The sequence below is a fragment of the Candidatus Accumulibacter aalborgensis genome (genome assembly GCF_900089955.1).
GTDB classification, from domain to species: domain Bacteria; phylum Pseudomonadota; class Gammaproteobacteria; order Burkholderiales; family Rhodocyclaceae; genus Accumulibacter; species Accumulibacter aalborgensis.
The window spans coordinates 36,526-57,249 of record NZ_FLQX01000125.1; the positions used below are offsets into that span (position 1 = coordinate 36,526).

A 20,724-nucleotide genomic window follows, 5' to 3' on the forward strand; every position below is an offset into this window, starting at 1 on the left:
CCAGGGGAGAATCGCTATGGCACGCATCGTGTGGACGCCCAGCGGGCGGCAGGTAGACCTCGACCAGCTCGATTCGCAGGGCTTGCAGGCCCTGTACTATGAAATCAGGATCGCGCAGGGTGTCGCGCAGGGCGCGACGGGCGAGATGGTCGACGCCCTCAATACGCGCGTCCAGAGTTACGCCGATGCGGCACGCGACATTCGTGGATCGGCCGCTGATGTGCGCGGCCATGGCGAGGATGCGTCATGGTATACGCACCTCGCGCAGGGGTCTTCTTTTGGCGAGATGGTCAAGGGCTTTGGTGATGCGTCTGCCGCCGTTGCCGGTAACATCCCAGCCGCCAAGCCGGTCGCCGAGGCATGGAAAATGTCGACGAAGCTCACTGATAGCGCTTTGGCAGCAGGTGATGGACACTACGACGCCGCTGCCGGCAAACTCGCCGAAGCGCTGGCGCCAAAATTCTTTGGTGCCGCGATGGATGGCGAGGATCTCACCAAGTTTGCCATCAGTGCCGGCAAGGCGACGAAGTCCGCGCTGCACGGCGACGGCGAAGGCGCGGCGCAGGAAGGGGCGAAAGCCCTCGGCAGTGCCTTGAAGGACTTCGGTGCCAAGGATCTGGGCAGCGCGGTCAGGTCAGGCACTGAAGCGGTCGATGGCATGAAAACCTACCAGTCAGGGGTGGGCCACTATGCCGAAGCCGGCGCCGAGCGCGAACGCCTTCTCGACATCACCAGCCGAACTGCGGATCAGGCTGACGCCCAGTCCAGCGCTCTGCAGGACAAGGCGGAGACCCTTCATCGCTGGCAGCAATACATGATCACCGGCAACAGCGACTATAACGATAATGTCCTGTCGATGATCCGCGCGAAAGCGCCCGGCATCGACGCGTCGGCCAATACCGAGATGCTTTCCGATGCCGTGCGCACAGCGCGCGGGGAAATCTCCTCGCAGTTGTCCAAGAGCCCGGGCGCTGCCGGAGGCGGTTTCGATTCCTACCAGCCGGGCCTCGCCGATGCCGACGCCTCCACCGGCTCCGTCAGCGACGCGGCACGCCGTGCCGAGGCGGCGTCGGGCGACGCGCATGCGGCAGAGGACCGCGCCAGAACTGGCTCGGGAGCGGCGGAAACGTCGCACCGCGAAGCCACCGGCCAGGAACAGGCCGCCGCGCAGTCCGGCCAGCAGTCCGCAGTGCACGGCGAGGCGGCGGCGGTCGCTGGCGCCAAGTCGGCCGAGTCTACACAGGCAGCGGCGAGCGAAGCGGCCAGCGCGAACGACGGAGACGCTCAGGCCGGCAATGCCTCCCAGTCCGCCGAGGCCGCGCATGGCGAGGCGGCGCAGCAGACGCAACAGGCGAGCGCCGCCAATCAGTCGTCCGAACACGCCGCTACCGACGCGCAAGCGCAGTCCGAGCACGCCGAGGGCGCGCTCACGCAGGCCGAAGCAGAAGCGCAGGCGGCCCAGTCGCACAGCCAGGAAGCGGATAGTGCGCAGCACGAGGCCGAGGGGTCCGCGCAGTTGGCCGAACAGGGCGCCAGCGAGGCGACGGCGCAGGCCGAGGCCGCGCACGCCGCCGACGAGCAGGCCGCCGCGCAGGAGCAGGCCGCCGAGCAAGCCACTGGCCAGTCGGCGGAAGCCGCCCAGCAAGCTGAAGCGAACCTCGCCGAGGCCAGCCAGTCCGCCGCTCAGGCCGAGGGCGGGCAGCAGCAGGCGCAGACCGCGATGGCTGAGTCCGATCAGGCCGCGCAGCAGTCCGGCAGCGCCGCCGAGTCGGCTCGTGAAGGGAGTTCACAGGCGGGCGAAGCGGCCACGGCGGCGCAGGCCACCGTCGAAACAAGCACCCAGGCCGCGCACGAGGCTTCCGCGCAGGCGCAGACGACGTCCGAGGCGAAGGAACACGCCCTCGCCGCCGCGACCGAGGCCGAAACGGCCACACGGGAAGCGCAGGCACACGCCGACGAATCGGCGACCGAGCGATCGGAATCCGAACAGCAGGCGCAGGCCGCCGCACAGGACGTCGAAACACTGACCGGCATCGACGGGCAGTCGCAGACGCTTGCCGGCGAAATCGATGGCCACGTCAAGGCCTGCGGTCAGGCTTGCGAGCAGGCACAGACCGCCGAGACGCAGGCCGGTGAAGGGGCCGAATCGACGAATCAGACGCTGACCAGGGCCGATGCCACTTTGCGCGATCTTCAGGGCACGCAGGAGCGCACGCAGCAAACGACGCAGAGTCTGCAGGAACTGCTGCGCGAAGCCGAGCGCGTCAGACAGCAGGTCGAGGACCTCAAGACGCAGACGCTGCAAACCCGCGACGAAGCCGAGCGCCTGCTGGACGAGGCTTCGCGACTGGCCGAGCAGACCGAGCAGGTGCAGAGTGATTCGGAGTCACACGCCTCGTCGACCGAGAACGAGGCCAGTCGTGCCTATGCAGCGGCTCAGTCTGCCGAGTCATTCATCTGATCATTGCCCGGACATGTCTGCCGAAAATAATTCTGTTGGGGTGACGAAGGAACCCCAACGTAATCGCGGCCCGTCAACGTTGGGGTTCGTGCCTCACCCCAAGCTGCGCGCTGTCGGAGAAAGCACGCCATGATGACGGATCTGCCCGCTCGTTCTGTTTCGGCAAGTTGGGTTGTGGTCGGATCGCAGAGGATGAAAATTGCGCCTGGCCGATTTCCTGCCTTCTTGCGTCTTGCAGCCTTCCCAAACCAGTAACATGATCCTGAAACGGACAAGGAGCAGAGCATGCGAGAACTTGACCGCATTACGCAGCAGCCGGAGATAATGGGTGGCAAAGCGTGCATCCGTGGCATGCGCGTCACCGTCAGCATGGTCGTCGGTCAGATCGGCGCCGACCACAGCGTTGATGAAGTCCTCTCCGACTACCCCTACCTTGAGCGGGAGGACATCATGCAGGCGTTGCGCTACGCGGCCTGGCGAGCCGAAGAACGCGAGGTCATGCTGACCACATCATGAAGCTGCTGGTCGACGAGAAACCAAGCGTCGTGCAAATCCGTGCCGAGGATGTCAGCCCGAATGCGATCGGCAAGCAGGTTATTGTCGCCCTGCTGCAGATGGCAGCGGAACTGGAAGAAGGCGCGTTACTGACCATTGATCCGAACCGCACTCGCTTGCGCGTATTGCCTTTGCATCCCAAGTAGCCATCCCCCGGCAAAGGCGGGGGCTTTCGTTATCAGCATGTGCACGTGAACCTGCATCAGTTCTGTTGGAGTGACGAAGGAACCCCAACATAATCGCGGCCCGTCAACGTTGGGGTTCGTGCCTCACCCCAACACGCTGAAAGACGGCACGAGTTGGCGTCGTCTGGTGGTGCGGTGCTGATCGTGATCCTGGGCGGTGGCGACAAGTCCCACAGCCCGCCACTATTTCCGCGGCCGTACCACTCGCCGCCGACATCGAAAAGTGTTCAGGGACTGCGCTTGCTGACTGTGGGACACCGCCTGCAGTGGCCCGCTGTGACACGATTGTGCTACAATTTCGCGAGCCATCGATCCGGAGATCGCCATGACCACCACAACCATTCGCCTGCCTGAAGAACTGAAAGCCAGAGTCACGGCCGCGGCAGCACGCACCGGCACGACGGCCCATGCCTTCATCGTCGAAGCCATCGCCGAAAAAGCCGCGAACGAAGAGCGCCGTGCAGAGTTCGACGCCCAGGCCGAGGAGCGCTACACAAAGATGGTCGCCTCCGGGATGGCGATCCCCTGGAGCAACATGCGCGCCTATCTGCTGGAGCGTGTTGCCGGCAAGCCGGCAACACGGCCCGTAGCGCGCAAGCTGGCTCGCTGAATGTGGTGCGCATCGAGATTGCGCCCGAGGTCGTGGAGGATTTCGAGCGCATCCTGGATCACCTCGCCACCTACCAGGTCGAACACCCGGAACGGCGCATCGACGAAATCATCGCTGCACTGGATGTGTTGGAGAGCAACCCGCTGATCGGCCGACCCGCTGCAAACGGCAAGCGCGAACTCGTCATCGGGCGCCGCGCCCAGGGATACCTGGCCCTCTACCGTTACGTCGCAGAGATCGATACCGTGATCGTGCTGGCCGTGCGCAGCCAGCGGGAAGCGGGGTACTTGCTGCCCGATGTGCGCTACGTGGCAAAATAGCGACGGATTTGCACCTCCAGCGATTGCTTGCCTGGTGTGCCCTGGCCCCACTCCTGGCTGGTGCGGAAACTCTGCTCGCCCCTCCAGCAGTGCTGCTGGCTGCCGGCGATATTGCCGACTGTGGGCCCGGCGCAACCGCGACCGCCAATCTCCTCGACACGCACCCCGGTCTGGTTCTGGCCGTCGGCGATCTGGCCTACCCTCGGGGCAGCGGCGATGACTTCAGGAAATGCTTCGCGCCCACCTGGGGACGCTTTCTGTCGCGCATGAAAGCGGTGCCGGGCAACCACGAGTACATGACCGCCGGGGCACAACCTTACTTTAGTGCGCTGGGTGGCGTTGCCGGTCCGCTGCGCAAGGGCTATTACAGCCTGGATTACCATGGGTGGCATCTGATCGCCCTCAACAGCCACATTCCGATGAGTGCGAACTCGCCACAAGCCGCCTGGCTGAAAGCGGACGTGGCCCAAACAACCGCGCGCTGTCGGCTGGCCTTTGTACACCTGCCACGCTTCAGTTCAGGCGAAGGCGGCGACAACGACTCGACAGACGCTCTCTGGAAAACGCTGGCGGCTGGCGGGGTGAGCATAGTGATCGCCGGGCACGATCATCTGTACGAGCGCTTCGCGCTGTTGAACAGCGACGGGTCGCCGGACGAGCGCGAGGGAATGCGCGGCTTTACCGTCGGCACCGGCGGCGCCACTCTGGACATGCAGCCGCTATGGACTCGCCGCCATTCCGAAAAACTAATTACCGGCCGTTGGGGCGTGCTGAAACTTGAATTGGGCAACGACAGCTACCGCTGGGCCTTCCTCGACACGAACGGCCAGGTGTCGGACAGCGGACAGAGCAAGTGCAGGACCCGGTGAAAGCAAAAGGAACAATAGAGATCGAGCCTGGGCCCTTTGTTGCTCTCTTGCTCTCACCGCCGTCGTGTGCCTTGTCGCCGCGTTTCTGTACGCGACCTGGTCGGCTACCTGCCGTGGCTCGCGGGGAAGTCTTGAAGCGTTGTGAACGCGAATGCAAGCGTTGGCGGATAATGCGGCCGTGCAGGCAACTGCGAACCACGAGGAGGGCATTGATGAAGTATCGACTTCGAATTCTATGGGGCGTGCTCTTGCTCGGCACGGCGGGCGCGGCGTGGGCCTATCTGCCCGACGAGCCCAAGCCGGCGCCGAAGCCCGCGGCCAAGCCGCAGGAGCGAAGGCCGGTCGAGCGGGTGGCGCCTGCCGAGAAAGCGGCTGGCGACCAGCGTCCCGGCGAGGTGTTCAGGGACTGTGCGGATTGCCCGGAGATGGTGGTGATTCCGGCGGGAAGTTTCGAGATGGGGAGTCCGCCCAGTGAAGAGGGGCGGGACAATGACGAGGGGCCGGTGCATCGCGTGCAGATCCGCAGGGATTTTGCCCTCGGCAAGACGGAAGTGACCTTGGGAGAGTTCCGTTCCTTTATCCGGGCGACCAGCTACCGTACCGATGCCGAAAACAACGAGGGCGGCAAATCGGGGTGCAAGGCCTGGGACAGCAGCTCCGGCAAGTTCGACTGGCGAGCGGGGGCCAACTGGGACAACCCGGGCTTCAGCCAGAGCGAGCGACATCCGGTGGTCTGCGTGAGCTGGGACGATGCCAAGGCCTATGTGGCGTGGCTCAGGAAGAAGACGGGCAAGGGCTATCGGTTGCCGAGCGAGGCTGAATGGGAATACGCGGCGCGCGCCGGGACCCAGACGGCCCGGTATTGGGGTAACAACCCGAATGAGGCCTGTCGCTACGCCAACGTCGCCGACACGACGACCGGACCCAGCGGTAACACGTGGACCAAACGGCATGAATGCAGCGACGGGTTCTGGTTCCCGGCGCAGGTGGCTTCGTTCGTGGCCAACAATTTTGGGCTGCACGACGTGATCGGGAACGTTTGGGAATGGGTGGAAGACTGCTATCACGACAGCTATACCGGTGCGCCGGGCGATGGCAGCGCCTGGACCAGCGGCGGCTGCTCTGTCGGGCGCGTGCTGCGTGGCGGTTCCTGGTACGACTATCCGCAGATCGCGCGCTCGGCCAAGCGCGGCAGGTGCGTCTCGACGCTCCGGAACATCAGCGACGGTTTTCGTCTGGCCAGGATGCTTCCGTAGCGTCAGCGCAGGAAGCTTGCTCCTTGTTTCTTTACTCCTTTACCCCTTGAAAGATGAGAACACCTGATCGCAGCGACGGGGTTGTAAGCTTCGGGGTGCAGGGGCGGAGCCCCTGCCCGCGAATTTTTTTGCCATGACCGAAACGGATCGCAGCCGCAAGAGCGGCGTCGCGCTGGAAAAGACTTACCGCTTCCTGCTGTGGCTGATTCCGGCCGTCGAGAAATTCCCCCGCAGTCAGAAGTTCCTGCTCGGCGACCGCATGCAGACGCTGGCACTCGACGTGCAGGAAAGCCTGATCGAAGCGACCTATTCCAGGACCCCGACACCCCACCTGCTGGCCTGCAACCTGCGGCTCGAAAAACTGCGCTTCCTGTTTCGCCTGGCGATGGATCTGCACTATCTGGACCTTGCGCGCTATGAATTCGCCGCGCGCGCGATTGACGAGATCGGCCGCCTGGTCGGCGGCTGGCTGAAAGCGAATCGTGCGCCGGCGGCATGACGACCTGTTCCCCGCCATCGCCAGCTTTCGCGCCTTGCACGAGGCCGCCGAGCGGGCGATTCGCGGCAAGCGGCAGAAACCCGGCGCAGCAGCGTTCATGGCCAATCGCGAAAAGGAGTTGCTGCGGATCGAGCGCCAACTCAACGACGGTACCTGGCGCAGCGGCGGCTACACGGTGATCGAGGTCCGCGAGCCGAAGCCGCGCAGGGTGTCGGCAGCACCATTTCGCGACCGCGTCGTCCATCACGCGCTGTGCGCGGTCATCGCGCCGATCTTCGAGCGCGGCTTCATCGCCGACAGCTACGCCAATCGCAACGGCTACGGCACGCACCGCGCGGTGGCGCGCTACGAGCACTACCGCGACCGTTACCGCCATGTGCTGCGCGCCGACATCTACCGCTACTTCCCGGCCATCGACCACCAGATCCTCAAGGCCGATTTTCGCCGCCGCATCGCCTGCCCACCCACGCTGGCGCTGCTGGATGCCATCGTCGACGGCTCGAATCCGCAGGAGCCGGTCAACCTCTATTTTCCCGGCGACGATCTCTTTTCGCCGCTCGCGCGCCAGCGCGGCCTGCCGATCGGCAACCTGACCAGTCAGTGGTTCGCCAACCTTTATCTGGACGGCTTCGATCACTTCGTCAAGGAAGTGCTGCGCGCGCCGTATGTGCGCTACGTCGATGACTTTGCGCTGTTCGCCGACGATCCGGTGGTGCTGGCGCAGTGGCGGCAGGCGATCGCCCGCTACCTGGAAGGCCGCCGACTGGTGCTGCATCCGGTCAAGACCTTCGTCGCGCCGAGCAGCGAAACAGCCACCTTCCTCGGTTACGTGCTGAGCGGCAACGGTGCGCGCCGCCTGCCCGAGGACAACCTGCGCCGTTTCCGTAACCGCTTGCGCGGCCTGCGCGACCGCTGGCAGGCGGGTACGGTGGACGAAGCGGAGATCAAACAGCGTGTGTCGTCGTGGATCGCCCATGCCGAACACGCCGATACGTGGCGCTTGCGCCACGCCCTCTTTCGCGGCGGGTGGTTCGACCCGTTGCGGGAGCCTGACGGCCCGCCTGTCGGGCGCGTGCTGCGTGGCGGTTCCTGGAACAACAAACCGCAGAACGCACGCTCGGCCAAACGCAACAGGAACGACACGACGAACCGGAACAACAACAACGGTTTTCGTCTGGCCAGTACGCTTCCCATTGCCGGAGCCGACGCATTCACGGATGCGCCGGGTGTGCATGGAAGCATCCACGGGCCGTCATGATGAGGTCGGGTCCGCTTGCCGCGGACCTTGGGGCCGCGCCCGTCCTGGCCTGCGGGCGACGGGCGCGGCGTCCTGCCCAGCGCGTAGGGCGCAATAACCGGAGGGCATTGCGCCAAATGACCAATCCCACTCTTACTCACCGGCTGCCTGATAGTACAAGAACCGGCTGTTTGAGATCGCCAGAACAAACTTACCGCGGCGACGCTACGCCCAGTTCTCCAGGATCAGAGGTGCTGTGATCCGATCGTAATGCCGGTGGTTATTGGTGACCAGGACCGCGCCGGCAGACAAGGCATGGGCGGCGATCATCATGTCGAAATGATGTAGCTTGCCGTGTCGGTATCCAGCATGTGCAGCATCGCTAGGAGCCCACCTTGCCATTCGCCATAAGCTCGTCATCAAAGATGCCGCGTTCTTGCGGCAACATATTCAGCGGGCGATCGGCCATGAAATGAGCGGGCACGTCGACTTCGTGCAGCAACTCGAAGAACTCGTTCCAGGTCTTCGCGCCCGGCCGGTTCGACAGCACGACATCGCCGGTCGCATCGTCGCGCGTGACGTACACCTCGTCGCCTTCGAAGCGGAAGTCGGCAGGGAGACGAACGGCCTGACTGGCGCCATTCTTGAACAACTTGGCAACACGTGTTTCGATCATCATGGCCCTCCTCGTAAAGTCAAAAAGGATAGGCGTTAGTAGATACCTACCGCCGTAAGGAGCCACCTCTTCTTCTCCGTCCAGGATTGCCGATTGCTGCACTGCAACTTGCCATAAGGGAAATCTGCCTGTACAACAAAGTCGAGCGTTCCATGCGTGCGCTCTTGTCCGTAGCCACTGAAATGCCCGAGACCCAGCACCAACACGCCGAGATCCTCGACACATTCGTCCGCCGGGACCCCTGTGCGGCGGACGAACTCCCTCGGGCGCATGTGCTCGATGCGGGTGCGTCACTTGCCAATTACCTTAACGACCACCGTAGCAAAGGAGGAATCAAGAAATGAGCAAACCTATCCTGGCAGCCAGCTTCAGCCTGCTTGCCCTGGCCGCCGCCAACGCCTGGGCCGATTATCCGGTCGCCATCGCCGGCCCGATGAGCGGGCAATACGCCTCGGCGGGCGACCAGATCAAGAAAGGCGCCGAAATGGCGATTGCCGATATCAACGCCAAGGGCGGGGTGCTCGGCCAGAAGCTGAAGCTGGAAATCGGCGACGACGCCTGCGATCCGAAGCAGGCGGTGGCCGTCGCCAACGCGATGGTCAACAAGAAAATCGTTTTCATGCACGGCCACTGGTGCTCGTCGTCGACGATCCCGGCATCCGACGTCTACAACGAAGCGCAGATCCCGATGGTCACCGTGTCGACCAACCCGAAAGTAACCGACCGCGGCCTGAAGAACATCTTTGCCATTGCCGGTCGTGACGACCAGCAGGGCCAGGTGGCCGGAGCCTACCTTGCCGAGAAGTTCAAGGGCAAGAAGATCGCCGTGGTCGACGACAAGAGCGCCTACGGCAAGGGCCTCGCCGACGAAGTCGCCAAGGCGATGGAAGCCAAGGGCGTCAAGCCGGCGCTGCGCGAGTCGATCACCGCCGGCGAGAAGGACTATTCAGGCCTGATCAGCAAGCTCAAGTCGGCTGGCGTGGAAGTGATGGCTTTTGGTGGCTACCACACCGAAGTGGCGCTGATCCTGCGCCAGGCGCAACAGGCCGGCCTGAAGCTGACGGTGATGGGCGGCGACACGATGTCCAACTCCGAGCTGGCGACCGCCGCCGGCGCCGAGGCCAACAATGTCCTGTTCACCTTCGGTCCGGATGCGCGCAAGAACCCGAACGCGGCGCCTATCGTCAAGAAGTTCCACGACGCCAAGATCGAACCGGAAGGCTACGTCCTCTACGCCTACGCCGCGTTCCAGCTCTTCGACCAGGCAGCGGTCAAGGCCAAGAGCACGAAGTACGCCGAGCTCGAGAAGGCGCTGCGCAGCGGCACCTTCGACACGGTGATCGGCAAGCTGTCGTTCGACGCCAACGGCAATAGCTCGGCGCCAGCCTTCGTCGTTTATCAGTGGAATAACGGCAAGTACGACTACGTGAAGAAGTGATCGCCGGGCACGCCAAGTGGCGTCTGCCGCCTGGCGTGCCCGCGACCGCGGAGTCCGGCACCCCTGCACTCCCGTCCGCCTGCGGACGGATATGTCAAGCACCCTGCGCGACACACGCCGTGTCGACGCCCACCCGGATTGGAAGGCAGCATGAGCGTCGTCGAGACCAATGCCTTACGCCAGCGCCTGCATGACCATCACCACATCGACGAAGCACAGGTCGTCGATGAACTGATCGCTCTGGCCCGTTTCAGTCATTCCGAACAGGAAGGCATCCGCCAGCGGGCGACGCCCCTGGTCCAGGCGGTGCGTGACAGCCGCCTGAATACAAGCGGTATCGACGCCTTCCTGGCGACTTACGACCTCTCGTCGCGCGAAGGCGTCGTCCTGATGTGCCTCGCTGAAGCCCTGCTGCGCATCCCCGACGCGGAGACCGTCGATCGCCTGATTCGCGACAAGATCGGCAACACCGAGTGGGAGAAACGGCTCGGCAGCTCGCACAGCACCTTTGTCAACGCCGGCACCTGGGCGCTGATGCTCACTGGCCGCATCGTCAATCTCGACAACGACGACCGTAACCTGCGCGGCACCCTCAAGCGCCTCGTCGCACGCGCCGGAGAACCAGTGATCCGGCAGGCCGTGAGCACCGCGATGCGCATCCTCGGCAAGCAGTTCGTCATGGGACGCAACATCGACGAAGCGCTGGATCGTGCCCACGGCGCGGAAAAATCCGGCTACCGCCACTCCTACGACATGCTCGGTGAATCGGCGCGCACGAGTGCCGACGCGCTGCGCTATTTCGAGTCCTACAGCAAGGCCATCGCCGCCATCGGCAAGGCCGCCACCGGCCGACCGGCTTTCGAGGCGCCGTCGATCTCGATCAAGCTCTCGGCGCTGCACCCGCGCTATGAAGTCGCCAACGAGCAGCGCGTGCGCAACGAACTGCTGCCGGCGGTCCAGGCGCTGGCCTTGCGGGCCAAGGCGCGCAACATCGGCTTCACGATCGACGCCGAGGAAGTGGATCGACTGGAGATTTCGCTAGACCTGATCGAGACGCTGGCCCTGGCCCCCGAACTCGCCGGCTGGAACGGCCTCGGTCTTGCCGTCCAGGCCTACCAGAAACGCGCGCTGCCCCTGATCGACTGGCTTGCCGACCTCGCGCAACGCGCTGATCGGCGGCTGATGGTGCGCCTGTGCAAGGGCGCTTACTGGGATGCCGAGATCAAGATGGCGCAGGAACGCGGCCTGTCCGACTACCCGGTGTTCACCCGCAAGGTGTCCAGCGATGTCTCCTATCTGGCCTGCGCCCGGCGCCTGTTGGCCAACCCGCAAGCGTTCTACCCGGCGTTCGCGACGCACAATGCCCACACGCTGGCAGCGATCGCCGAGGTGGCCATCAGCGCCGGCGGCAGCGACGAATGGGAATACCAGCGCCTGCACGGAATGGGCGAAGAGATGTACGACGAGGTTGTCGGCGACGACAAGTGGGGACGAGCCTGCCGCGTGTATGCGCCGGTTGGCAGCCACGAGGACCTGCTCGCCTACCTGGTCCGTCGCCTGCTCGAGAACGGCGCCAACTCGTCGTTCGTCAATCGCGTCAATGACGCCACCCTGCCGATCGCCGCGCTGATCGCTGACCCGGTCGAAAAAGCAGCCGCCCTGGCCGTCAAACGCCAGGCGCGCATCCCTCTGCCGTGCGACCTCTTCGGTGCCGAGCGTACCAATAGTGAAGGCCTTGACATGAACGACAAACCCACTCTCGAAGACCTGCGCAGCACCATCGAACAGAGCCACCGGGTCAGCTACTTCGCTGCGCCGCTGATCGGCGGCAAGGCGCGTGCCGGAGCCAGCCAGCCGGTCCGCTCACCCGCCGATCAACGCGAAATCGTCGGCCAGGTGGTCGCCGCCAGCGTCGCTGACGTGAGCGCCGCGCTGGCCGTGGCGCAGGCCGCTTTTCCGGCCTGGGAAGCGACACCCGCCAGCGAGCGCGCAGCGGTGCTGGAACGTGCCTCCGACCTGATGCAGGGGCGCCTCCCGGAACTGGTCACGCTGATCGTCCGCGAAGGCGGTCGAACGCAGGCCGATGCCGTCTCCGAGGTACGCGAGGCGATCGACTTCTGCCGCTACTATGCCGCGCAGGCGAGGGAGAAGTTCTCGCAGCCGATTCTGCTGCCGGGCCCGACCGGCGAGCGCAACAGCCTCTCGCTGCACGGCCGCGGCGTTTTCGTCTGCATCAGTCCGTGGAATTTCCCGCTGGCCATTTTCGTCGGCCAGATCGCCGCCGCGCTGGCTGCCGGCAATTGCGTGCTCGCCAAACCGGCCGAGCAGACGCCACTGGTCGCCGCCCTGGCCATCAAACTGCTGCACGCTGGCGGCATCCCGGCTGATGCGCTCGCCTTCCTGCCGGGCGATGGCCACATCGGTGCGGCGATGGTCGCCGGCCGCGAATGTGCCGGCGTGGCGTTCACGGGTTCGACCGAGGTGGCGCGCGTCATCGCCCGTGCGCTGGCCGACAAGGACGGCCCGATCGTGCCGCTGATTGCCGAAACCGGGGGCCAGAACGCGATGATCGCCGATTCGTCCGCGCTCCCCGAGCAAATCGTCCGCGACGTCGTCGCCTCGGCGTTCAACTCCGCCGGCCAGCGCTGCTCGGCGCTGCGCGTGCTGTTTGTCCAGACCGACATCGCCGACAAGGTCAATGAAATGCTTGCTGGCGCGATGCAGGAGTTGCGGATCGGCAATCCGGCTGAACTCGCCACCGACGTCGGCCCGGTGATCGACGAGGCGGCGCGCGGCGTACTCCAGGCACACGCGAGCTGGCTCGACAGTTTCGCGATGCCAATCCACACCTGCCCGCTCGACCATCAGGCGACTGCGCATGGCACTTTCTTCGCGCCACGGGCCTACGAGATCGACAGCCTGTCGCGCCTCGGACGAGAAATCTTCGGTCCGATCCTGCACGTCATTCGTTGGCGCGCCGAGGACCTCGACCAGGTCTGCGAAGCCATCGCCAATACCGGTTACGGGCTGACACTGGGCATTCACAGCCGCATCGACGAAACGATCAAGCGCATTACCGCCCGCCTGCATGTCGGCAACACTTACGTGAACCGCAACCTCATCGGTGCGGTGGTCGGCGTCCAGCCTTTTGGCGGCGAGGGTCTCTCGGGCACCGGCCCGAAGGCCGGTGGGCCACACTACCTCTATCGATTTGCCAGCGAACGGACGGTTTCCGTCGATACCACCGCTGCCGGAGGCAATGCCGGACTGATGGCGCTCGATGAAAGCGAGTGATCCGCGTCCACTGTCGAAAGTAAGTGTTGCATCTCTGTTCGGAAATCTATAGGATTTCTCGAAATTGGCAAACCCGCCGAAAGTCGGGGGCGCAAAGCCACGGAGCTAAGGAGGAAACTCTATGCTGGCCGGGCCGCCGGGCCGCTTCCGTGGCGTCTCGTGATCGGTCGACCGCTTTGCATCCCGACTCCAGGCAACTCACAGGAGATCGCGATGTCCAGACCCCGAGCAAGCCTTTCTCTTCCCGCAGTGGCCATGTTGTCGGCCTTTGCCAGCCTGAGTGTGCAGGCCGCCGATCCGGGACTGGCACCCTGGCTAGTACAGATGGGTGCCAGCACGGCCATCGTCTCCGCGGCCAACTGGGGCAAGGGCCAGGTTCTCGGGGTGGTCGACACGGGCATTGTCGCCAACCATCCAGTCTTTGCGCCGGGGCAGGTTTCCGCGTCGCTGAGTGCCTGCGCCGCCGTCTCGTTCAAGTGCTCCAGCGGGGTCAACGATGACAACGGCCACGGCACCGCGGTCGCCTCGATTGCGGCGGCCAATCGGCCGACCGCCGGCACCTACAGCTACAACGGTTATACGGTAAAGGCCAACAGCCTCATCGGTGTGGCACCGAACGCCAACATCGTCGCAGAAAAGGTCCTCAACGCCAGCGGCTCCGGATACAGCACCGACGTCGCAAACGGCATCAACAAGGCCGTCGCGGCCGGTGCCGGGGTCATCAACCTTTCGCTGACCTACATGGCCACCCCGGATATCATTGCCGCGATCAACGGCGCCGCCACCAAAGGCGTCACGATTGTCTGGGCCGGCGGCAACGACAGCAGGGCACTGCTGGCCAATGCCAATACCAGCGGGCTCACCGCTGCCGCGATCAAGCGCCTGGTGTTCGCCGGCGCGCTCGATACGACGGCAGCCCATGCCGCCGCGTTCAGCAACAACGCGGGAACGGGATCGCTGATCAGTACCACCGGGGCCAATACGAGCTACGCCTCCCGCTGGATCTCGGCGCCCGGCACCAGCATTCTCGCACCCGGGATTCAATACGGTCCGAATGCCATGGCGACCTGGTCGGGGACGTCGATGGCCGCCCCATTGGTCAGCGGCTCACTGCTCCTTCTCCAATCAGCCTGGCCGATCCTGAAAACGAATGGCACAACCGCCGATCTGCTCCTCGGCACAGCCACTGATCTAGGCGTCAAGGGAGTCGATTCCACCTATGGGACGGGCCTCGTCAATCTCGCCACCGCTTTTCAGCCCGTCGGCGCACTTTCAGTCACCCTGGCCAACGGCAACAGCACTCCCGTGTCAGCGATCAGCGGGTCGCTTCTCACCAGCGGGGCCTTGGGAAATCTCATGGCGATCAAGGAAAGGCTTGCCAATTACATGAGCTTCGACAGCTACCAGCGCAACTTCACGGTCAACCTGTCCGGGCTGATTCAGAGCAGGCCGACTGCGGCCTCGCTCAACCCATTGCCGACGAATGTGAATAGCGGCGTGACGACGATCAAGTTGAGTGACGGCAGCGAAATGTCCAGACTTCATCTGCCGACTACCACTGAGACAGAGCGCATGGGTGCTTTCGCGAACAGCGATCGGCCGCAGGGCAGTAGCCCTGGCTGCGTGGCCTTGACCAGCACCGCCGGCACCACGATGGCCATGGGCTACGGTGTGTCGAGCCAACTGTCGTTTTCAAGAGCCCTCTACGACGACAGCAAGCTGGTATCGATGGCCGGAGAAATGGCGGTTTCGAATCTCTCTGATCTTGCCCAGGGTGGTTACCACCTCGTCTATGGGATGAGAGCCAATCCGGACACACGCCTTGCCTTTGCCTTCAGCCGGAGCGCAAGCACGTTCTATCCCGGCAAACCCGCCTGGGGAGAGACTGGAGGTTCATCCGCAGCGGCCAACACCCATCTGCTGATCGGCTTGATGCACAAGGTGAACCCGGACTGGACGGCGGGAGTCTCCGTCGGCCATCTGACCGAAGCCAACGGCATGCTGGGCAGCAGCTACGATGCGAACTCGGTGATCAGCATGGGAACGAACCGGACGACCAGCCTGGGACTGTCGCTCGGCTACTCTCTCGACACCGACCACAGTCTGCTGGCTGAAGCAGGGGTGGCCTTCACCGCAGCCGGGAGCAGCAACGGCCTGCTGACAGGAACGACGGCGATCGAGTCGCGCTCATTTGGCGTCACCTTCCTGTCGCAACGCCTCTTCAACCAGGAAGACAGACTGGCGCTTTCCCTGAAGCAACCGTTGCGCGTGGTTTCCGGAAAGGCTTCGATGATCGTCCCCAACATCGACGAAGAGGGTGTGGCATACTACTCCAAGGAACTGGTCAGCCTGGCGCCAACCGGCAGGGAAGTGAATTTCAGGATGGCCTATGACACACCGATCAACAGGAACCAATCGCTCAGCGTCCAGCTTGGCGCACGCCGAGAGGTGATGAACATCGCCGGCAATAATGACGCAGGCATCGGCGCGACGTGGTCGGCGAAATTCTGAGAAACGAGCAGTGATCACCGTCCGTGTGATCCTGGAGGAGAGCGAGGCAGATGCCCAAAGCAGCGAGTGATCCGCAGCGGAATGCCATCGCCCTGGCCTACAGCCAGACCGATGCGGCGCCGCGCGTGGTCGCCAAGGGGCGTGGCCTGATGGCTGAGCAGATCATCGCGCGAGCGCACGAGCACGGCATCTACGTGCATGAATCAGCGGAAATGGTCTCGCTGCTGATGCAGGTCGATCTCGATCAGCACATCCCTCCACAGCTCTACCTGGCGGTCGCCGAACTGCTGGCCTGGCTCTACCGCCTAGAGAATGGCGAGTCGGGATTGCCGGTACCGGCTTTCGCCGCCGCCGAGCAGTGATTCCGGAACCATGACGGTGGCGGCGTCGGTTACCCCCTCAGCGGTTTTGCTTTAAACTGCCGTCTCCACCTGGGCCAGGAAAGCAAATGGAAGAAACGGACATCCACTCGCCAGCACCGCCGCGGCAATTCGAAATCGAGCAGCCCGAGAGCTACGACGAATACCTCCTGCACTCGCCAGCCGAGGTCGCTGCGGTGCTTCGCTCGCTGATCGAGCGAAGGGCACTGGTCAGCGCCTACTTCAATCGGGGCCGTTCCTTCCTGCTGACCTCGGTGCTCAGCGTCGAAACGGATGCCGGCGAGCTCGTCCTCGACTGCGGCCGCGAGGAGGAGATTTGCCGCCAGGCCTTGCTGGCCGAGCAGCTTATTCTGACCGCCATGGTGGACAAGGTAAAGATTCAGTTTACGCTGCGCAAGGTAACGGCAACCCGGTTCGCCAGCCGGCCTGCCTTCCGTGCCGCACTACCCGACAAGGTATTGCGACTGCAGCGCCGGGAATATTTTCGCCTGTCGACGCCGATCGCCAAACCGGTGAAATTCGTCACGGCGATCAAACGACCCGACGGCAGCACGCTGGTCGTCGAAGCGTCCTTGATTGACATCAGCGGTGGCGGCGTCGGTCTGATGGCCACTCCCACCCTGGGTGCACTGCTGCCGCGCGGGGCGGCGCTGAACGACTGCAAGATGACGTTACCCGACGAGGGGCTACTGGTCGCCAATCTGTGCGTACGCAACAAGTTCGACGTCACGACCAGAGGTGGTTCGCACTACGTCCGCGTAGGCTGCGAATTCGTCGCCCTGCCCGGAGCCAGGACGAGCATGGTACAGCGCTACATCACGCGCGTCGAACGCGAGCGCAAGGCCAGACTGAGCGGCCTGACCTAGCCCGACACGGCAGCCACGGATCGACTTCAGGCCAGTCGTCGGATGGCTTGAATCCGTAGTTCCGTAGGTTGGCTAAGCCCGCAGGGCGTAACCCAACACCTCGGCGGCAGGTCGGGTTACGCTAACCCGACCAACCTACCGTCTCGCGCGCCTAGAAACCGATGGCCAGTAACGCGTAAGCGGCGATCACCGTTCCCACCATCGCCAGCCCGTAACAAAGCAGCTTGGCGCCGGTGCCAGCGTGGATGCCGATGTCGTGCAGGCTATGAAAGATGCGGTGCGCTGCGTGCCACAGGAAGAGCGCGATGATGGCGAAGATGAAACCCTTGCCGATCAGGTTCTGGGCGAAGGCGAGCATGTGCGGATAGCTCATGGTGTCCTTCGGCAGAACCACTCCGAGCGGCACGGCAATGCCGGTAATGAACACCAGCATCGGGCCAAAAAGCGCCGACAGCATGCCGCCGGCCCCGAACAGTGCCCAGAAGATCGGTGCGTTGGAACGTTTGCGTGTCGTCGTCTTCATCGCATTGGTCGCATTGGTTGCATTCATCGTGCCATCCCCCATACCAGTCCCAGCAAGGCCGCCATGGCCGCAGCGGCAACGGCCAGCCCGCTGCCGGTGATCGCCCAGGCCGAGAGCCGCTGGCCACCGACGACTACCGGCGGCATGGTCCTGGGCATGATCTTGAACCAGGTATAAGTGTGGTAGCCGAGGGCGATCAGGGTCAGCACGTGAAAGCCGATGTACCACGAGCTCTTGAGCCCCAGCAACCAGACATTCCAGGCGGCTTCACCCTGCGACAGGTGAACCAGCCCGTTGAGCAGAATCCCGGCGTAGGCGGCGACAAACAATGCTGTCCCTTCGTGGATCATGTACTCAACGAAGAACGGATTCTTGCGCCACCATCCGTCCATCGAGCGCACATACGGACGACGCTTGTTCACTTGGCACCTCCCTTCGGAGTGAGGAAACGAAGAAAATAGTCTGCCGCACTAATAGTCTTGTTCTGGTTGACGGCGTTGGCCGGGTCCACATGCTTCGGGCAAACCTCCGAGCAGTAACCCACCGCCGTGCAGTTGAACACCCCTTCTTCGGAATTGATCAGTTCCATGCGCTCGGCCTTGCCGCCGTCGCGTGAATCGACGTTGTAGCGATGCAGCAGAGCGGTCGCTGCCGGTCCGATGAAACTGGAGTTGAGACCGAACTGCGGGCAGGCGGCATAGCACAGCAGGCAGTTGATGCACGAACTGAACTGTTCGTATTCGTTGAGCTGCTCGGGCGTCTGCAGATACTCGCCTTCTTGCAACGTGCGTGGTTCTTTCGGGATGATATAGGGCTGGATGCTTTCCAGCTTTTCCATGAAGCCTTCCATGTTGATCACCAGATCACGCTCGATCGGGAAATGCGACAGTGCTTCAACGCGTACCCGGGCCGGATAGTAGTCACGCAGGAAGGTCTGGCACGACAAACTCGGCTCGCCATTGATCATCATCCCACAACTACCGCAGATCGCCATCCGGCACGACCAGCGGAAACTCAACGAGCCGTCGAGATAGTCCTTGATGTACTGCACGCCCTGCAATACCGACATGTCGTCGGTAAACGGGACTTCGAAGACCTGCTTGTGAGGTTCTTTGTCCTTCTCCGGGTGATAGCGCAGAACCTCTATTTCGATGACTTTCTGATTATCAGACATGGGACGCCTTCCTTTCCTGCTCGGCCTTTTCGCCTGCGGCACCGTAGGCGCGCGTACCCGGCTGCGACTTGGTGATCTTGACTGGACCGTAGTCGATACGTGGAGCGCCGTCCGCGACGTAGTGCGCCTGCGAGTGCGCGAGGAAGTTGACATCGTCGCGCAGCTCGAAGCCGTCGAGTCGCTGATGGGCACCGCGCGACTCGCGCCGGTTGATCGCCGAATACGCCATCGCCTGCGCTACGTCGAGCTGGTACTCAAGTTCGATCGCCAGCAGCCATTCGGTATTCCAGACGCTCGACTTGTCCTCGAGATTGACATTCCTGAACCGTGCTTTGAGTTCGTCGAGTTTGTCGCAGGTTTTCTGCATCGTTTCGGCCAGGCGGTAGATGCCGCAGCCGTCCTCCATGGTCTGCGCCATTTCCTTGCGCAAGGTGGCGATACGTTCCGTGCCGCCGGTTTTCTTCTTCAAACCAAGAATCCGCTGCTCGACCGCCTGCGCCTGCCTGAGCAGGCTTGCCGAATTCCCCGGCGCAACCGACTTCGCGAAACGAGCGGCTTCGACTCCCGCTACCTTGCCGAAAACCAGGAGTTCGGACAGCGAATTGGAACCGAGACGGTTGGCACCGTGAATACCGACGCTCGAGCATTCTCCAGCCGCATAGAGACCCGCCAGTGGCGCGGCGCAAAGACCGTCGACCAGGATGCCGCCCATCGTGTAGTGCACCGCCGGGCGAACCGGGATCGGCGCACGCGCCGGGTCGACGCCCATGAACTGTTCAGCCAGTTCGTAGATCTGCGGCAAGCGCTCGCGCAGCTTTTCCTCGCCGAGATGACGCAGGTCCAGATGGACCACCGAACCGTGCAGACCTTCGATCGTGCGACCCTTTTGCTGCTCGTACCAGAACGCCTGGCTGAGACGATCGCGTGGCCCGAGTTCCATCGCCTTGTTGCGCGGCGTCGGCTCGGCGGGACCGAGACCGTAATCCTGCAGATAGCGGTAACCATCCTTGTTCACCAGGAAGCCGCCTTCACCACGACAGGCCTCGGTGAATAACAGCCCGGTGCCCGGCATACAGGTCGGGTGATACTGAACGAATTCCATGTCGCGCAACGGAACGCCGTGCCGATACGCCAGCGCCATACCGTCGCCGGTTACCACGCCGCCATTGGTATTCTCGCGGAACACCCGGCCGGCACCACCAGTGGCGATGACCACCGACCGGGCCTCGATCAGCGACAATTCCCCCGAAGCGATCTCGATCGCGACAACGCCCTGCACGCGGCCATTGTCGACGACCAGATCGACACAGAAATGCTCATCGAAGCGTTTGATCGACGGATACTTGATCGACGTCTGGAACAGTGTGTGCAGCATGTGAAAACCGGTCTTGTCGGCGGCGAACCATGTCCGCTCGATCTTCATGCCGCCGAAAGCGCGCACGTTGACGTGACCGTCCGGCGTACGGCTCCACGGGCAACCCCAGTGCTCCAGTTGGGTCAACTCTTCGGTGCAGTGCGCCACGAAGTACTCGACCACATCCTGCTCGCACAGCCAGTCACCGCCACCCACGGTATCGTTGAAGTGATATTCGAGGCTGTCCGTCGTCTTCTTCACCCCCGCCGAGCCGCCTTCGGCCGCGACCGTATGGCTACGCATCGGATAGACCTTTGAAACCAATGCAATTCTCAGCGCAGGATCAGATTCCGCGACGGCGATTGCTGCCCGCAGGCCAGCCCCTCCTCCGCCAACGATCACTACATCTGCCTTGTATATCTCCATGCTCAATCCTTTCTCGCGCCAGACACCGCCAGCCGCGATCAACGTCCAGAGAGCCCCGGCAGAGGAAACTCCGGCGGGGCGGTTTGATTA

Annotated in this window: 19 protein-coding genes, 2 pseudogenes and 1 riboswitch; of the genes and pseudogenes, 15 read left to right on the forward strand and 6 right to left on the reverse strand. The window is 63.4% G+C overall.

Annotated features, from left to right (window positions below):
• Positions 1-16: 16 nt before the first annotated feature.
• The 9 genes and pseudogenes from ACCAA_RS13720 to ACCAA_RS13760 all read left to right on the forward strand — a co-directional run bounded on the left by ACCAA_RS13720 (position 17) and on the right by ACCAA_RS13760 (position 8,013).
• The gene (locus ACCAA_RS13720; RefSeq protein ID WP_186407812.1) at positions 17-2,461 is read left to right on the forward strand and encodes a hypothetical protein; all 2,445 of its coding nucleotides are present in this window, start codon (positions 17-19) and stop codon (positions 2,459-2,461) included.
• Between the two features lie 285 nt (positions 2,462-2,746).
• Positions 2,747-2,977 carry a DUF433 domain-containing protein gene (locus ACCAA_RS13725; RefSeq protein ID WP_186407813.1) on the forward strand — a complete coding sequence of 77 codons (231 nt, stop codon included), beginning with the start codon at positions 2,747-2,749 and terminating at the stop codon, positions 2,975-2,977.
• A gap of 14 nt (positions 2,978-2,991) precedes the next feature.
• A pseudogene (locus ACCAA_RS13730) lies at positions 2,992-3,162 on the forward strand (DUF5615 family PIN-like protein); the annotation flags it as partial.
• Between the two features lie 364 nt (positions 3,163-3,526).
• Complete coding sequence (locus tag ACCAA_RS13735) at positions 3,527-3,811, forward strand: ribbon-helix-helix protein, CopG family (RefSeq protein WP_186407814.1); 285 nt, start codon at positions 3,527-3,529, stop codon at positions 3,809-3,811.
• 2 nt (positions 3,812-3,813) lie between these two features.
• Positions 3,814-4,131: a type II toxin-antitoxin system RelE/ParE family toxin gene (locus ACCAA_RS13740; protein ID WP_186407815.1), complete on the forward strand. Its 318-nt coding sequence runs from the start codon at positions 3,814-3,816 to the stop codon at positions 4,129-4,131.
• Between the two features lie 8 nt (positions 4,132-4,139).
• A complete protein-coding gene (locus ACCAA_RS13745) occupies positions 4,140-5,000 on the forward strand; it encodes a metallophosphoesterase family protein (protein WP_186407816.1) in 861 nt (286 codons plus the stop codon).
• Positions 5,001-5,212: 212 nt separating this feature from the next.
• On the forward strand, positions 5,213-6,256 hold the full coding sequence (locus ACCAA_RS13750) for a formylglycine-generating enzyme family protein (protein WP_186407817.1): 1,044 nt from the start codon (positions 5,213-5,215) through the stop codon (positions 6,254-6,256).
• Between the two features lie 133 nt (positions 6,257-6,389).
• Positions 6,390-6,755, forward strand: coding sequence for a diversity-generating retroelement protein Avd (gene avd / locus ACCAA_RS13755; RefSeq protein WP_186407818.1), 366 nt, complete (start codon positions 6,390-6,392; stop codon positions 6,753-6,755).
• On the forward strand, positions 6,739-8,013 hold the full coding sequence (locus ACCAA_RS13760) for an RNA-directed DNA polymerase (RefSeq protein ID WP_186407819.1): 1,275 nt from the start codon (positions 6,739-6,741) through the stop codon (positions 8,011-8,013). The genes avd and ACCAA_RS13760 overlap by 17 nt, the downstream gene beginning before the upstream one ends.
• Positions 8,014-8,217: 204 nt before the next feature.
• On the opposite strand, the pseudogene ACCAA_RS22110 reads toward ACCAA_RS13760, so the two are convergent.
• Together ACCAA_RS22110 and ACCAA_RS13765 are read right to left on the reverse strand one after the other, a co-directional pair.
• Positions 8,218-8,328 (reverse strand): annotated as a pseudogene (locus tag ACCAA_RS22110) (type II toxin-antitoxin system VapC family toxin); the annotation flags it as partial.
• A 46-nt stretch (positions 8,329-8,374) separates the two neighbouring features.
• Positions 8,375-8,668, reverse strand: coding sequence for an antitoxin (locus tag ACCAA_RS13765; protein ID WP_186407840.1), 294 nt, complete (start codon positions 8,666-8,668; stop codon positions 8,375-8,377).
• A gap of 152 nt (positions 8,669-8,820) precedes the next feature.
• Here ACCAA_RS13765 and ACCAA_RS13770 point away from each other — a divergent pair, with 152 nt between their 5' ends.
• The 6 genes from ACCAA_RS13770 to ACCAA_RS13795 all read left to right on the forward strand — a co-directional run bounded on the left by ACCAA_RS13770 (position 8,821) and on the right by ACCAA_RS13795 (position 17,157).
• Positions 8,821-9,012, forward strand: coding sequence for a GntR family transcriptional regulator (locus ACCAA_RS13770; protein WP_186407820.1), 192 nt, complete (start codon positions 8,821-8,823; stop codon positions 9,010-9,012).
• A complete protein-coding gene (locus ACCAA_RS13775; RefSeq protein ID WP_186407821.1) occupies positions 9,009-10,106 on the forward strand; it encodes a branched-chain amino acid ABC transporter substrate-binding protein in 1,098 nt (365 codons plus the stop codon). Before ACCAA_RS13770 ends, ACCAA_RS13775 begins: the two co-directional genes overlap by 4 nt.
• A 150-nt stretch (positions 10,107-10,256) precedes the next feature.
• A complete protein-coding gene (gene putA, locus ACCAA_RS13780) occupies positions 10,257-13,400 on the forward strand; it encodes a bifunctional proline dehydrogenase/L-glutamate gamma-semialdehyde dehydrogenase PutA (protein WP_186407822.1) in 3,144 nt (1,047 codons plus the stop codon).
• Positions 13,401-13,456: 56 nt separating this feature from the next.
• Positions 13,457-13,541: riboswitch (cyclic di-GMP riboswitch) on the forward strand.
• A gap of 72 nt (positions 13,542-13,613) precedes the next feature.
• The gene (locus tag ACCAA_RS13785; protein WP_186407823.1) at positions 13,614-15,911 is read left to right on the forward strand and encodes a S8 family peptidase; all 2,298 of its coding nucleotides are present in this window, start codon (positions 13,614-13,616) and stop codon (positions 15,909-15,911) included.
• 50 nt (positions 15,912-15,961) lie between these two features.
• Complete coding sequence (locus ACCAA_RS13790; RefSeq protein WP_186407824.1) at positions 15,962-16,273, forward strand: EscU/YscU/HrcU family type III secretion system export apparatus switch protein; 312 nt, start codon at positions 15,962-15,964, stop codon at positions 16,271-16,273.
• An 86-nt stretch (positions 16,274-16,359) separates the two neighbouring features.
• Complete coding sequence (locus tag ACCAA_RS13795; protein WP_186407825.1) at positions 16,360-17,157, forward strand: flagellar brake protein; 798 nt, start codon at positions 16,360-16,362, stop codon at positions 17,155-17,157.
• Between the two features lie 151 nt (positions 17,158-17,308).
• On the opposite strand, the gene frdD is transcribed toward ACCAA_RS13795, so the two are convergent.
• Genes frdD through frdA form a run of 4 tightly spaced genes read right to left on the reverse strand, consistent with a single transcriptional unit; the run spans position 17,309 to position 20,634 of the window.
• Entirely contained in the window at positions 17,309-17,707 is a 399-nt protein-coding gene (gene frdD, locus ACCAA_RS13800) for a fumarate reductase subunit FrdD (protein ID WP_245754579.1), read from the reverse strand.
• Positions 17,704-18,102 (reverse strand): fumarate reductase subunit C, encoded by a 399-nt coding sequence (locus tag ACCAA_RS13805; protein WP_186407826.1) that lies wholly within the window; start codon positions 18,100-18,102, stop codon positions 17,704-17,706. Before ACCAA_RS13805 ends, frdD begins: the two co-directional genes overlap by 4 nt.
• Positions 18,099-18,854 carry a succinate dehydrogenase/fumarate reductase iron-sulfur subunit gene (locus ACCAA_RS13810; RefSeq protein WP_186407827.1) on the reverse strand — a complete coding sequence of 252 codons (756 nt, stop codon included), beginning with the start codon at positions 18,852-18,854 and terminating at the stop codon, positions 18,099-18,101. Before ACCAA_RS13810 ends, ACCAA_RS13805 begins: the two co-directional genes overlap by 4 nt.
• A complete protein-coding gene (gene frdA, locus ACCAA_RS13815; protein ID WP_186407828.1) occupies positions 18,847-20,634 on the reverse strand; it encodes a fumarate reductase (quinol) flavoprotein subunit in 1,788 nt (595 codons plus the stop codon). Before frdA ends, ACCAA_RS13810 begins: the two co-directional genes overlap by 8 nt.
• Positions 20,635-20,724 lie beyond the last annotated feature (90 nt).

Excerpts from the sequence above, each read along its gene's own strand:
- ACCAA_RS13765 (WP_186407840.1), bottom strand. The coding sequence starts at position 8,668 with ATGATCGAAACACGTGTTGCCAAGTTGTTCAAGAATGGCGCCAGTCAG.
- frdA (WP_186407828.1), bottom strand. The coding sequence starts at position 20,634 with ATGGAGATATACAAGGCAGATGTAGTGATCGTTGGCGGAGGAGGGGCT.
- ACCAA_RS13725 (WP_186407813.1), top strand. The coding sequence starts at position 2,747 with ATGCGAGAACTTGACCGCATTACGCAGCAGCCGGAGATAATGGGTGGC.
- avd (WP_186407818.1), top strand. The coding sequence starts at position 6,390 with ATGACCGAAACGGATCGCAGCCGCAAGAGCGGCGTCGCGCTGGAAAAG.
- putA (WP_186407822.1), top strand. The coding sequence starts at position 10,257 with ATGAGCGTCGTCGAGACCAATGCCTTACGCCAGCGCCTGCATGACCAT.
- ACCAA_RS13735 (WP_186407814.1), top strand. The coding sequence starts at position 3,527 with ATGACCACCACAACCATTCGCCTGCCTGAAGAACTGAAAGCCAGAGTC.
- ACCAA_RS13790 (WP_186407824.1), top strand. The coding sequence starts at position 15,962 with ATGCCCAAAGCAGCGAGTGATCCGCAGCGGAATGCCATCGCCCTGGCC.
- ACCAA_RS13785 (WP_186407823.1), top strand. The coding sequence starts at position 13,614 with ATGTCCAGACCCCGAGCAAGCCTTTCTCTTCCCGCAGTGGCCATGTTG.
- ACCAA_RS13775 (WP_186407821.1), top strand. The coding sequence starts at position 9,009 with ATGAGCAAACCTATCCTGGCAGCCAGCTTCAGCCTGCTTGCCCTGGCC.
- ACCAA_RS13720 (WP_186407812.1), top strand. The coding sequence starts at position 17 with ATGGCACGCATCGTGTGGACGCCCAGCGGGCGGCAGGTAGACCTCGAC.
- frdD (WP_245754579.1), bottom strand. The coding sequence starts at position 17,707 with ATGAATGCAACCAATGCGACCAATGCGATGAAGACGACGACACGCAAA.
- ACCAA_RS13795 (WP_186407825.1), top strand. The coding sequence starts at position 16,360 with ATGGAAGAAACGGACATCCACTCGCCAGCACCGCCGCGGCAATTCGAA.
- ACCAA_RS13770 (WP_186407820.1), top strand. The coding sequence starts at position 8,821 with ATGCGTGCGCTCTTGTCCGTAGCCACTGAAATGCCCGAGACCCAGCAC.
- ACCAA_RS13810 (WP_186407827.1), bottom strand. The coding sequence starts at position 18,854 with ATGTCTGATAATCAGAAAGTCATCGAAATAGAGGTTCTGCGCTATCAC.
- ACCAA_RS13750 (WP_186407817.1), top strand. The coding sequence starts at position 5,213 with ATGAAGTATCGACTTCGAATTCTATGGGGCGTGCTCTTGCTCGGCACG.